The organism is Sphingomonas sp. BRN-1R, from assembly GCF_057748035.1.
Map to the genome: position 1 here is coordinate 1,524,850 of NZ_CM173236.1, position 13,419 is coordinate 1,538,268.

Sequence of the window (13,419 nt, forward strand, 5' to 3'; positions counted from 1 at the left end):
GCGGGGGCTTGCCGTCGCGGCGACGGTCGGCACGCGGACCCGGCGGACGCCCTGCGCCGAGTCACGACACCGATGCGGCCCCCGCCGCGGGTGACGTCGCTCAGACGGACAGGTCCGTGCCGCGGCCATCCCCTGGACCGAGGCGAGAGCGACCGGACGCTGGCAGGTCTCCTGGCTCACGGGTCGTCGCGGGGGTGTACGGCCTTCCCAGATCCTGCGCGGTGTGCGCGGGTCCAGTGGCTGCCTCTCCCCAAACGTGGAAAGAGACGATGTGCATCCCGCTCGCCGCTTACAGTTGCAGGGACAGCCCCGGCATTGGACGACGGATCGTCCGCACCGTGTTCCCGATTAAGCCCCTTGGCGAGGCACCAGCGCGAGTCGGCCGGACCGGCACGCCGGCCCGGCGCTGCGGTTCCTATGCGAAGCCGCGGCAGCGGGCAACCGCGAGGTGGTCGCCGTCGCACACGATCAGGGCAGCCGCGCGATCAGCAGCGGGACCGTTGCGGTATCGCTGCCCGCGATCTGGAGCGTATAGCTGCCGGGTTGCAGCGTGAAATCGACCATCTTGCGGATGCCCGAGCAGTTCGGCCCATGCGCGTGCGCGGTCGAGCGCAGCGCGCCGCCGCCATGCACCACGTCGAGCCACGCGCCCGCGCCGATCGCGACGCGGTACGTGCCGCCCTGCGTCACGGTGAAGCCGACGATGCCGCCGTAACTTGCGGGCGTGCCGGGGTGCGAAGGGGCGAGCGGGAACGTCACCCTGGCGGTCTGCGTGAGCGCCACGGTGTAGGCCGTACCCGGTGTCACGGTGGCGGTGGCGAGCGCGGCGGCATCGGTTGCCGCCACACGCGGCGTCTTCATGCTCCACGCGGTCAGCGCCGGGGGGATCGGCTCGGCATCCCTGGGGCATACCGGCGCGGCGGAGGCGGCCATCGGCATGTCCTGCGCGGCGGCAGGCGCTGCGAGCGCGGCGAGCAGCGTGAGGGCGATCAGTCCGGTCATCGGCATGCATCCTTCAATCGACCGCCCGGCGATGCGCCAACCGGCATATCCCGCCGTATATGGCAGTGGTCCGCCGCGCGGCAATCGCGATCAATGGCCGAGCGTGGCGAGCAGGTCTTCGGCTGCCGGGCCGGCGAGCAGGTGCCACTGTCCGGGCGCGCTTTCCACCGCGCCGCGCGGCGCGCACGCGGCTATCGCGGCGGCGTCGGTCGCGGCGCCGTCGGCCACGGTGACCACGACGCGCCCCGCGCGCAGCCTCGCGCTCCGCACGTTGGCAGGGCCGCCGAGCGCGGCGAGCAGACCGCGGCCGAGGTCCAGCGGGGCGGCGGCGGGTGCCTCGCGCATCTCGCGGGCGAGCTGGTCGGCGGTCGGGCCGATCACCACTTGCAGGTCGCGCGGCGAGGGCCGCATCACGCCCCGCGCGCCGAGCCGCTTCAGCGCGGCCTCGTCGATTGCGGACTGATCCTCCACCACCAGCCGCAGACGCGTCGTGCAGGCGTCGATCGACACCAGGTTCGATCGCCCGCCCAGCGCCGCGATGAACTGTTGCGGCCGCGTCCCCTGCGCGCTCGCCACCGCCACGGGTGGCGCCGGTGGCGTCCGCTCGCGGCCCGGCGTCGGCAGATCGAGGCGGACGATGAAGAAGCGGAACAGCGTGTAATAGAGGACCGCATAGACCGCACCGACCGGCAGCAGCAGCAGCGGACGGGTCGCGCGCCCGTAATTGAGCGCATAGTCGAGCAGCCCCGCCGAAAAGCCGAAACCGAGCCGGACGTGGAGCGCATCCATCAGCGCCATCGCCGCCCCGGTCAGCACCGCATGAACCGCGTAGAGCCACGGCGCGAGGAACATGAAGGTGAATTCGATCGGCTCGGTCACGCCGGTCAGCATCGCCGTCAGCGCGAGGCTGAGCAGCATTCCGCCGACCTCGGCCCGCCGCTCGGGCCGGGCGCTGCGATACATGGCGAGGCACCCGGCGGGCAGGCCGAAGATCATCACCGGAAAGAACCCGCTCATGAACGCGCCCGCGCTCGGATCGCCCGCGAAGAAGCGGTTCAGATCGCCGGTGGCGCCGTGGAAATCGCCGACGATGAACCAGGCGACGTTGTTGAGGATGTGGTGCAGCCCCGTCACCAGCAGCAGCCGGTTGAGCACGCCGTACACGAACAGCCCGACCGGCCCGGCGGCGACCAGCGCGTGGCTGAGCGCGTCGATCGCGCCGTTGAGCGTCGCCCAGCCCAGCCCGAAGCCGAGCGCCAGCACCAGCCCGGCCAGCCCGCTGACGATGGGCACGAACCGCCGCCCGCCGAAGAAGGCGAGATAGTCGGGCAGCGCGATCGCGCCGAAGCGATTGTAGAAAATCCCTCCGATCAGCCCCGACAGCACGCCGAGCGGCACGCTCAGCTTGGCGAGCGCCGCCTGCCGATAGGCGGCAAGCATGATCGCCTTGGTCGCATCGGGCAGGCCCGCGCCGATGTCGGCGGGCGGGTGGAGCAACGCCTCCGCGCCGTGCGTCGCGACGAGGAAGCAGACGGTGCCGGCCAGTCCCGCCGCACCATTGCCGTCCCGCGCGAAGCCGACCGCCACGCCGATCGCGAACAGCAGCCCGAGGTTCTGGAAGATCGCATCCCCCGCCGCCGCGACGAAGGGGATGTCGAGCAGATCGGGCTGGCCGAGCCGGAGCAGCAGCCCGGCGATCGGCAGCACCGCGATCGGCAACATCAGCGCGCGGCCGAGGCCCTGCAAGGCGCCGGCGGAGAAGCGCCCGCCGCTCATGCCGCACCCTGCGCGACCAGCGCGCGCACGGCGGCAGCGGAGCTTTGCCGCAGCGCGTCTGCCGCCAGCGCGGCGCAGCGTTCGCGCGTCAGCGTACGGACGCGCGCCTTCACTTCGGGGATGATGCCCGGCACCGCCGACAATTCGGTAACGCCAAGCCCGATCAGGATCGGCGCGGCGACGAGGTCGGAGGCGAGGCCGCCGCAGACGCCGACCGGGCGGCCCTGCGCCGCGCCGGCGCGCGCGGCTTCGGCGATCATGCGGAGCACGGCGGGGTGAAGGGCGTCGACCTGTGGTGCCATCAGCGGATTTCCCCGGTCCATCGCGAGGGTGTATTGCGCGAGATCGTTGGTGCCGATCGCGAAGAAATCGGCCTCGCGGGCAAGCACGTCGGCGGTGATCGCGGCGGCGGGCGTCTCGATCATCACGCCGATCTGCACCGGCGCGTCGCGACCGATCGCGCGCGCCGCCGCAGCGACGCGGCGGCGCACCTCGGCGAGTTCGTCCAGGCTGGCGATCATCGGCAGGAGGATGCGGCACTGGTCCGCCGGTGCCACGCGCAGGATCGCCCGCAACTGGATATCGAGCAGGTCCGGGTGGTGCAGCCCGACGCGGATACCGCGCAGGCCGAGCGCGGGATTTTCCTCCGCCGCGATCGACAGATAGCGCACCGGCTTGTCGCCGCCGATGTCGAGCGTGCGGATGATGACCGGGCGCCCCGCCATGCGCCGCGCGATCGCATCGTAGAGTGCGAACTGCTCGTCTTCGTCGGGGGGCGTGTCGCGGTCGAGGAACAGCAATTCGGTGCGCAGCAGACCGCAGCCTTCCGCGCCCGCGTCCATCGCCGCATCGGCATCGGCGAGCGCGCCGAGGTTCGCGAAGATCTCGATGCGCGTGCCGTCCGCCATGTGGCAGGTCGCGCCCGACTGCGCCTGTGCGGCGGCGCGCCGCTCGCGCGCGGCGGCGATGCGCGCATGGGCGGCGGCCTCGGTCGCGTCGTCAGCGTGCGTCAGCGTTCCGGCATCGGCATCGAGCACCGCGCGCGCGCCGTCCGCCAGCGCGAGCGCGGCCTCGCCCAGCGCCACCACCATCGGCACCCCGCGCGCCGCCGCGATGATCGCGACATGCGCGGTCGGCCCGCCCTCGGCGAGCGCGATGCCGGCGAGACGGGCGGGATCGAGCGCCATCAGGTCGGACGGCAGCAGATCGCGCGCCGCCAGGATCGCGTCGCGTGGCAGTTCGGGGGCGGCGGCGGACGGACCCATCGTCGCCGCGATCACCTGCTGTTCGAGATCGAGCAGATCGTCGGCCCGCCCGGCGATCCGCGCGTCGGCGACCGCGCGCAGCGCAGCGATATCGGGGGCGAGCGCCGCGCGCCACGCCGCGCCCGCGCTCGCCCCGCCCGCGATGGCGGCGGCGGCGCTGGCCTGAAGGCGCGGATCGTCGAGCAGTTCGAGGTGCGCATCGGCGATCGCGCGCTGCGCATTCGGCCCGTCGCCGGCGCGGGTGACGAGCGCGGCGCGCACGGCGGCCAGCGCCGATGCGAGCGCCGCCGCTTCCACGGCCGCGCCTTGCCCGGTCGCCGGCGGGTCGCGGCGCGCGGCCTCGAAGCGGACGATCGTGCCGACCACGATGCCCGGCACCGCGGTAATGCCGCCGGTGCGAGGCGGTGTCGGCGCAGGCATGGGCGCGGGCGCGGTGCCGGCACCCTCCAACTCGTGCTCGATCAGGCGCGCCAACGCCGCCAGTGCCGCGTCGGCGTCCGCCCCGCGCGCGCTGAGCGTGACATGGTCTCTGGCGGCGAGACCCAGCGTCATCAGCGCGACCGGGCTGGTCGCGTCGGCGCGGGCGCGGGAGGTGACGAGTTCGATCTCCGCCGCGAACGTGCGTGCGCGCGCCGCGATCGCGGCGGCGGGCCGCGCGTGGATGCCGTGGCCGTCCGGCAGCACCACCGCGCGCGTGCGCACCGGCGCGTCGGACGCGCCCTCCGTCACGCGCGTCGTGGCGGTCGCCTCCAGATCCATCAGCCAGTCGCCGACCGCGACGCGTGTGTCGTGCGCGCGCCGCGTGATGCGGAACGCATCGGGATCGATCACCAGGATCGGCGAGGCGAGGCTGCGCGCGCCTTCCGCCAGCACGTCGAGATCGAAGCGCAGCAGCGGCGCACCCGCCGCCACGTGCTCGCCATCCGCGACCAGCGCGGTGAACCCCGCACCGCCGAGCGCGACCGTCTCGATGCCGACGTGGCACAGGATCTCCGCGCCATTGTCGGCGCGCAGCGTGACCGCGTGACGCGCCCGGTGGACGCCGATCACGACGCCGGCGCACGGCGCGTGAAGCGTGGTCCCGGTCGGATCGATCGCGACGCCGTCGCCGACCATCCCCTCGGCAAAGGCCGCGTCGGGCAGTTCGGCGAGCGGACCGGCCCAGCCTTGCAGCGGTGAGACGAGCGTCAGCGTCATGGCCGCACCTCGATCGTGTCGAGCGCCCATAGCGGATCGTCCTGCGGTCGCGGCAGTTGCACGCACAGATCGGTCCGGCCGGGCTGCGGCGGGATCGCGGCGATCAGCGTGTGGGGCAGGCGGTCGCGCGGTACGCCGGCCAGCGGCGTGGTCGCAAGCACCGGGCCGTCGCAGCCTTGCCGCAGCACCAGCGCGGCGGGAGCGGGCGCAGCGGGCGCGGGCGCGGCGGACGGGGCTTCGTTGGCGAACTGGTAATTGTACGGCAGCGCCACCACCGCGACCGCGACATGCCCCCCGCGCGTGAGATCGACACCGCGATCGACCCAGCACGGATTGCGGATATCGACCAGATAGGCCGGGGTCGCCGGGCTTCCCGCCGCCGCCCCCGTCGTGGCGCGGCCGGGCAGGTTGAGCGTCACCGCATCGCTGCACAGTTCGAGTTGCTGGCTGGTGCGCCGGGTGGCGGAAACCGCATTCAGGTCGAGATCGAGCGTGCGGGAGAGCGGCTGCGCGCCCGCGAAGCTCGCCGCGCGCAACCGCGCGGGCAAGCCGAGCGCGACCGGGCGGTCGTAGCGCGGCGATGCGGCGGTGGGCGCGGAGCCGTCGGTGGTGTAGCGGATGTCGCCCAGGTCGAGCTGGCGGGTGAGCGTCACCTGCGCGGTGCCGCCGGCCGGCGCGATCCGCGCCGCCACCGCCACCGCGCCGTCATCCGCCTTGAGCCCGAGCGCACGATAGCCGGCGAACAGCGCGGGCAGGCGGCTCACGAAATCGGGCCAGTCGCGGCGCGCGCTCGCGGTCCAGCCGATCTCGGCGAGCGCGGCGGCGCGTGGCAGCGCCATCGGCTCCAGATCCGCGTCGGTCACGATATGCTCGCTCCACAACTGCGCCTGCACGCCGAGCACATGCCGCGCCGCCGCCGCGTCGAGCCCGGGCGTGCCGGCCGCATGCGGCGGATCGCCCGGATCGTAGCCATAGACGTCGCGCAGCGCCACCAGGAAGCCGCGGCCTGGCGGCTCGCTTGGCGCGGTCGCCTGGCGGTTGTCGAAATAGAGCGTCGGCGCGGTCGCCATCACGACGTCATGCCCGGCACGCGCCGCCGCGATCGCGCCTTCCGCGCCGTGCCACGACAGCACGATATCGGACCGGGACAGCGCGGGATCGGCAAGGATCTCGTCCCAGCCGACCAAGGTGCGGCCATGTTTGGTGAGGTAATCGCCGATCCGGCCCACGAACCAGCCTTGCAGCGCCGCCTCGTCCTTCAGGCCGAGCGCGCGCATCCGCGCCTGCACCGCTGGCGACTGGTGCCACAATGTATGCACCGCCTCGTCGCCGCCGATCGCGATCTCGTGCGAGGGGAACAGCGCCATCACCGTGTCGAGCACGTCGTGCAGGAAGGCGAAGCTCGCCGCGTCCACGCCGTAGATCGAGGGGAACACCCCCCAGTCGCCGAGGTTCTTCGCGGTCATCGTGGTCAGCCCGACTGCGGGATAGGCGAGGATCGCGGCGGTCGCGTGCCCGGGCATGTCGATCTCCGGCACGATCGTGATGTTGCGCCGGGCGGCGAGCGCGATCAGCCGGCGGATGTCGTCGCGCGTGTAGAAGCCGCCGTAGCGTCCCGGCGTCAGCCCGGCGGCGGGCGGGGTGGTGCGCCAGGCGCCGACCTGCGTCAGCCGTGGGTAGTGCGGAACCTCCACTCGCCAGCCCTGATCGTCGGCAAGGTGCCATTGCAGCCGGTTGAGTTTGTGCAGCGCCATCCAGTCGACCATCTTCGCGATCGCGGCGGGCGAGCGGAAATGCCGCACGCTGTCGAGCAGCATCCCGCGCCAGGCGAAGCGCGGCGAATCCGCGACATGGACGCGGGCGAGGCGATGGTCGGGCGCGGCGGCGAGCATCTGCCACAGGCTCACCGCACCGTAGAGCAGCCCGGCATGTGTCGACGCGGTGACGGTCGCGCCGCCCTCGCCGATGTCGAGCGTGTACCCCTCGGCCGCGAGACCGGCGCGCCGGACGAAGCGGATCGCGGGCGCGGCGCGCGGCGCAACGCCGATCGCGAGGGCAGGGCCGCCCGACTGCCGGGTGAGATCGGCGAGGTAGCGCGCCACGTCGCCGGCCTCGGCATCGCCCGGCGGCGTCAGCAGGCGCGTGCCGTCGCCGAAAGGAACGGCGGGACCGGCCTCGGCATCCGCGTGGAGCGGTCGCGGTGTGATCGCGGGTTCGGCGTGCGCGACGGGCGCGGCGAGCAGCGCCAGCGCGGTGAGCGTGCGGCGCAGCGGGTCACGCATGGTTCTGTATCCCTCGCGTTTGGGCGACGTCCGCGCCGCCGATCCAGCTTTCCTGCACGACCAGATCGTCGTCGAGCAGCACGAGATCGGCACGCAGACCCGGTGCGATCCGCCCGGTCTCGTGCGTCAGGCCGAGGAACGCGGCGGGCGCGCCGCTCGCCATGTACGAGGCCTGGGCAAGATCGACGCCGAGCAGCCGCACCGCGCCGCGCACCGCGCTCGCCATGTCGAGATCGGACCCGGCGAGCCGCCCGGCATCATCGTAACAGGCGCCGTCGCGCACCTGGATGGTCTTGCCCTGAAGCCGGAAGCTGTGGCGATCGCCGCCGACGCAGGGCATCGCATCCGTCACCAGCATGAAGCGGTCGCGCCGGTGCGCGGCGAGGCCGAGCCGCAGCACCACCGGATCGACATGGCGGCCATCGACGATCAGCCCGCACCACGCGTCGCTCTCCAGCGCCGCGCCGACCACGCCGGGCGCGCGGCTGGCGAGCGGCGACATCGCGTTGAACAGATGCGTGACGCCGGTGAAGCCGTCCGCGAAACCGTCGCGCATCTCGGCGTAGCTGGCGTTGGTATGCCCGGCCGACAGGATCACGCCCGCCGCCGCGAGTTGGCGGACGGCGGCGCGGTCGACCATCTCGGGGGCGAGCGTGGCGAGCACGCGGCCGCCCCAGTCGCGGGTGAGCAAGTCGATCCCGCGCGCGTCGAGCGGCCGGAAGTGATCGGAATCGTGGATGCCCTGCCGTGCGTGGCTGAGGAACGGCCCTTCGATATGCGCGCCGAGCACGCCGGGCACGCCTGCCGCGATCGCGTCGCGCGCCGCGCCCAGCGCCGTCTCGACCACGTCGAGTTCGTCGCTGATGAGCGTCGGCAGGAAGCTGGTCGTGCCGAACGCGCGGTGCGCAGCGCCGATCCGGGCGATCGTCTCGACCGTCGGCCGGTCGTTGAACAGCACGTCGCCGCCGCCGTTGACCTGCGTGTCGATGAAGCCCGGCAACAGCAGCCCGCCGCCGAGATCGCGCGTGGGCGTGTCGGGAGTAAGTGCGGCGAGCGGCGTCAGCGCGGCGATGCGGTCGCCCGCGATCTCCACGGCGAGGCCGTCGCGCAGACCATCGGCGGTCATCACGCGGCCGCCGATCAGGGCGATGTGGCTCATAATGTCCTCGTCACCTTGGCGAGATGCGGCGGCGTGTCGGGGTCGTGCCCGCGTGCCGCCGACAGGGCATCCATCATCCGGTACAGCGCCTGCGTCTGCGCGATCGGCAGCAGCAGCGGGTGGCAATCGACCATCGGCAAGGCGTCCGTCCCGCTGCCGCCGACGGTCAGCACGGTGGCACCCTGCGCGCGCAGCGCGGCGACGGTCTCGTCCATGCCGGCGCGGCTTTCGTCGGTCGGCAGGAACGCGAGGACGGGGAAGTCGGCGCCGACCAGCGCCATCGGACCGTGGCGGACCTCGGCGGCGCTGAACGCCTCGGCGTGGAGGCCGCATGTCTCCTTGAATTTCAGCGCGGCTTCCTGCGCGACCGCGAAGCCCGGTCCGCGCCCCAGCACGTAGAGATGATCGGCTCGTTCCAGCACGGCGACGCCGCGCGCCCAGTCGAGCGACCATGCGGCGTCGAGCGTGGCGGGCAGCGCATCCAGCGCCTGCGCGAGCGCGGCGTCGGCGGACCAATATGCCACCAGTTGCGCGGTCGCGCTGAGCGCGGCGACGAACGACTTCGTCGCCGCGACGCTGCGCTCCGGCCCGGCGGCGAGCGGGATGGTGATCTCGGCCAGCGCGGCGAGCGGCGCGCTTTCGTCGTTGACCAGCGCGACGACGCGCCCACCCGCGCGTGCGGTCGCTTCGGCGGCGGCGAGCAGATCGGGGCTGCGCCCGGACTGCGAGAGCGCGAGCGCGAGCGTGCCGGTCATGTCGAGATCCACACCATAGACCGAACTGACCGAGGGCGGCGCCGATGCGGTGAGCACGCCCAGCCGCGTTTCCACCAGATAGCGTGCGTAGGTGGCGGCATTGTCCGAACTGCCGCGCGCGATCGTCACCACCGCGCGCGGCGGCCGTTCGCGCAGCGACGCGGCGAGCCTGCGCACCACGTCCGCGTTGCGCACCAGTTGCGCGGCGACGACGGCGGGCGACTCGGCGGCTTCGGTGAACATGCGCGTCGTCATCGACCGGCACCGACTTGCAGCTCGGCGACGAAATCGTAGCTGTCGCCGCGGTAGAAGGAGCGGGTGAACTCGACCGCCTGCCCATCGGCGAGGAAGCCGCGCCGTTCGATCAGCAGGCCGGGATCGCGCGGCTCGATCTCCAGCAATTCGGCCTGTTCGGCGGTGAACAGCACCGCGCGCAGCCGTTGCAACGCGCGCACCGGGCGGCTGCCGGTCTTTTCGAGCGCGGTGTAGAGCGATTCATCGACCGCCTTTTCGGACGGCAGATACTGGCCCGGAACCGAGGTGTATTCGAGCGCCATCGGGCAATCGTCGGCGAAGCGGATACGGTGGAAGCGCAGCACCGGACTGCCCGGGCTGAGCCCCAGCACCATCGCCTCCTCCGGCGTCACCGTGCCGGCGGACCGGCGCAGCCATTTGGAATGCGCGGTCCGCCCGCGCGACTGCATGTCTTCCGAGAAGGACGACAGCATCGAGAAGCTCTTTTCGACGCGCGCCGCGACGAAGGTGCCCGCGCCGTGCTGGCGGCGGATGAAGCCTTCGCCGGCCAGCGCGTCGAGCGCCTTGCGCACGGTGATTCGCGACACGCCGAAATCGGTGGCGATGTCGCGTTCGGGCGGCAGCGCGGTATCGCTCGCCAGCCGCTTGTCCTCGATCGCGTCGCGCAACGCGCGCTGGAGCTGCTGGTACAAAGGCGCGCGCGCCTGCTCGTCCAGTCCCCCGATCAGTTGCGAAAGCTCCACCATATTTCTCCACTCGGCACGGCCCGGATCGATCACGAATGTCCGCGCAACGCAACCGCCGCCGCAGGGTCATATCAACAAACGAATGGTATTATAAAGGGCCTTTTTTGGTATTGCTTAACGATCAAAATTATTTCAACTTCTGAGTCGTTCAGGTTGGAGGCGCTACTTACCACTGCGACGACAGGGTGGGAGTGGCGCTAAACTGGTATCGTACCAGGTCCGGCAAGATTAGGGGTTCGGGACCATGCGCAAGTCGTTCTTCATAGGCTCTGTCAGCGTGCTGGCGATCGCCACGCCCGCCATGGCCCAGACGGCCACCCCAACCACCAGCGCCGACACGACGGCGAGCGACGACATCGTCGTCACTGGCATCCGCGCCTCGCTCGAACGGGCGATCGAGATCAAGCGCACCGCGGACAACCATGTCGATGTTATCTCGGCGCAGGACATCGGCAAGCTGCCCGACAAGAACGTGGCGGACGCGCTCCAGCGGCTGCCCGGCGTCAACACCTCCTCGGCGGCGAGCGGCGAGGGCGGCTTCGACGAGAACGACCGCGTCAGCATCCGCGGCACCTCGCCCAGCCTCACGCAGGTGACGATCGACGGCCACGCCGTCTCCACCGGCGACTGGTTCATCCTCGATCAGTTCTCGACCGTGGGGCGCAGCACCAGCTTCGCGCTGCTGCCCTCCGAAATGGTCAGCGCGGTGGTGGTCAACAAGACACAGGACGCATCGCTGCTCGAAGGCGGCGTGGCCGGATCGGTCGACCTGCGGCTGCGCAGCGCGCTCGACCAGAAGCACAACTGGGTGTTCGAAGCGTCCGCGCAGGGCGCCTACAACACGCAGAGCAGCGAGACCAAGCCGCAGGTCAACGGCCTGCTCGGCTGGCGCAACGATGCCGCGACCTTCGGCGTCATGGTGCAGGGTTTCTACGAACAGCGCAGCCTGCGCCGCTACGGGCAGGAGACGCTCGGCTATTCGGCGATCACCTCGGCCAATGCGACCGGCGCGGCGATCCCGTCGCTGGTCGGCGTGCAGGCGCCCACGCTGATCGGATCCTCCTATTTCGAGCAGCAGCGCACGCGCGAAGGCGGCGTCGCCACGGTCAACTGGAAGCCGAGCGAGAAGGTGGAGATCAGCGCGAGCGGCTTCTACTCGCACCTGAACGCCAGCAACGTGAACGACAACTTCCTCTACTGGGGCTCGCGCGAGCTCGATCGCAACGTGCCGACCAGCTACACGGTCAAGAACAACACGCTGGTCGCGGCCAGCTTCCCGCTGATCTCGCCATCGGGCGCGTTCGCCGGGCAGCAGATCGAGGGCATCGTCGCCGATAACATCGTCCGTCCCGATGCGAGCGGCGAGAGTTGGTTCGCCAATCTCGACGCGACCTGGCACGCGACCGACCGGCTGACCTTCAAGGGGCAGGTCGGCTATACGCGCGGCATCGGCAACACGCCGTCGTCGCCGTTCTTCGAGGTCGATGCGCCGACCGGCGTGTCGTACCAGCCATCGGGCAACGGCTTCGCGGTGCAGACCGCCAACATCAACCCGCAGAGCCCGGCCGGCATCTCCAACGACTTCGCGATCAACGAGACGTTCCAGTCGGTCGACCACGAACTCTACGGCAAGCTCGACGGCAGCTACGACCTCGGCGAAGGACCGATCAGGAAGGTCGATTTCGGCGTCCGCATCGCCGATCACGAACGCAAGGTCGTGGGCTGGGATCGCGGCTGTACGCTCGGCGCGAACGGGGCGTGCTACGGCGAGGGGCTGTTCCCCTTCTCGGGCGTCAACCCCGTCTCCTATCCCAGCGGCTTCAACGCCGGCACGCTTGGCATCCCCGGGCTGCTGGTGCCGCTCGGCGGTGATCCGGCGACGATCACCAAGGTCATCAACGCCATTCCGGGCGGCGTGCGCGGACCGATCTCGGCGATCGTCCAGCCGCAGAACGAATATTGGCCGGGCGAGTTCAAGGTCAAGGAAACCGACATCGAGGGCTATGCGCTCGCGCATGTCGGCGGGCAGGGCTGGCGTGGCAATTTCGGCCTGCGCGTGGTGAGCACCAAGGAAAGCGCGTTCGTAAACGTGCCGGTCAGTTGTACGCCCGGCGGCACCGGTGCGGCGGCGTGCGGCGCGAACGTCATCACCACCTCGGCCTATGGCCCGTTCACGATCGCCAACGTCAAGAACACCTATGTCGATTTCCTGCCGAGCGTGAACCTGACGTTCGATCTGGCGCCCAAGGTGCTGCTGCGCATCGCCGCGGCGGAGACGATGTCGCGCCCCGACTTCAGCGCGCTGGGCGGCACGGTATCGCTGACCGACACCAACTTCACCGGCAGCGGCGGCAACCCGAACCTGCGCCCGATCAAGGCGACCGTGTTCGACGGCGCGCTCGAATGGTATTACGGCCCCGCGTCGCTCGCCTCGATCAGCGTGTTCCACGACGACCTGCAATCCTACGTGACGTTCGGCACCTCGACCGGCACCTATTTCACGCAGCTCGACAACAGCTTCCACGAATATACCATCTCGTCGCCGACCAACACCACCGGCCAGTTGTCGGGCGTGGAATTGCAGGTGCAGCAGCCGATCGCCTACGGCTTCGGCTTCCAGGCGAACGGCACCTATGTCGATGGGCATGACGTCGCGGGCAATCCGCTGGTCGGCACGTCGAAGTTCACGTACAATCTGGTCGGATATTACGACAAGGGGCCGATCAACCTGCGGCTCGCCTACACCTACCGCTCGCATTATTTCGTCGGGCTCGATCGCAGCTCGGCCGAGAACCAGGACAATTACGGTCAGCTCGACGGCTCGTTCAACGTGAGCGTCACCAAGAACATCACGCTGACCGCCGATGCGCTCAACATCACCAACAACAAACTCAAATACTATGCGCAGAACCGCGATCAGCCGCGCGCGGTCTATTCGAACGGGACGCAGGTGTTCTTCGGCGCGCGCGTGAAGTTCTGACG

General features: G+C 70.9%; 8 protein-coding genes and 1 riboswitch. Of the genes, 1 reads left to right on the forward strand and 7 read right to left on the reverse strand.

What is annotated here, in order from left to right; translation table 11 throughout:
* Window positions 1–144: 144 nt before the first annotated feature.
* A riboswitch (cobalamin riboswitch) is annotated at window positions 145–388 on the reverse strand.
* Window positions 389–468: 80 nt separating this feature from the next.
* The 7 genes from AC3ANX_RS07010 to AC3ANX_RS07040 form a co-directional block, all read right to left on the reverse strand.
* Window positions 469–1,002, reverse strand: coding sequence for a homogentisate 1,2-dioxygenase (locus tag AC3ANX_RS07010; protein WP_488336275.1), 534 nt, complete (start codon window positions 1,000–1,002; stop codon window positions 469–471).
* Window positions 1,003–1,092: 90 nt separating this feature from the next.
* Window positions 1,093–2,778 carry an N-acetylglucosamine-specific PTS transporter subunit IIBC gene (gene nagE / locus AC3ANX_RS07015; protein WP_488336276.1) on the reverse strand — a complete coding sequence of 562 codons (1,686 nt, stop codon included), beginning with the start codon at window positions 2,776–2,778 and terminating at the stop codon, window positions 1,093–1,095.
* Window positions 2,775–5,240, reverse strand: coding sequence for a phosphoenolpyruvate--protein phosphotransferase (gene ptsP, locus AC3ANX_RS07020; RefSeq protein WP_488336277.1), 2,466 nt, complete (start codon window positions 5,238–5,240; stop codon window positions 2,775–2,777). The genes nagE and ptsP overlap by 4 nt, the downstream gene beginning before the upstream one ends.
* Window positions 5,237–7,522, reverse strand: coding sequence for a beta-N-acetylhexosaminidase (locus tag AC3ANX_RS07025; protein ID WP_488336278.1), 2,286 nt, complete (start codon window positions 7,520–7,522; stop codon window positions 5,237–5,239). The genes ptsP and AC3ANX_RS07025 overlap by 4 nt, the downstream gene beginning before the upstream one ends.
* Window positions 7,515–8,681 (reverse strand): N-acetylglucosamine-6-phosphate deacetylase, encoded by a 1,167-nt coding sequence (gene nagA, locus AC3ANX_RS07030; protein WP_488336279.1) that lies wholly within the window; start codon window positions 8,679–8,681, stop codon window positions 7,515–7,517. The genes AC3ANX_RS07025 and nagA overlap by 8 nt, the downstream gene beginning before the upstream one ends.
* Window positions 8,678–9,691: an SIS domain-containing protein gene (locus tag AC3ANX_RS07035; RefSeq protein ID WP_488336280.1), complete on the reverse strand. Its 1,014-nt coding sequence runs from the start codon at window positions 9,689–9,691 to the stop codon at window positions 8,678–8,680. The genes nagA and AC3ANX_RS07035 overlap by 4 nt, the downstream gene beginning before the upstream one ends.
* The gene (locus AC3ANX_RS07040) at window positions 9,688–10,437 is read right to left on the reverse strand and encodes a GntR family transcriptional regulator (RefSeq protein WP_488336903.1); all 750 of its coding nucleotides are present in this window, start codon (window positions 10,435–10,437) and stop codon (window positions 9,688–9,690) included. Before AC3ANX_RS07040 ends, AC3ANX_RS07035 begins: the two co-directional genes overlap by 4 nt.
* A gap of 244 nt (window positions 10,438–10,681) precedes the next feature.
* On the opposite strand from AC3ANX_RS07040, the gene AC3ANX_RS07045 reads away from it, so the two are divergent.
* Window positions 10,682–13,417 carry a TonB-dependent receptor gene (locus AC3ANX_RS07045; protein WP_488336281.1) on the forward strand — a complete coding sequence of 912 codons (2,736 nt, stop codon included), beginning with the start codon at window positions 10,682–10,684 and terminating at the stop codon, window positions 13,415–13,417.
* The last annotated feature ends 2 nt before the right edge of the window (window positions 13,418–13,419 follow it).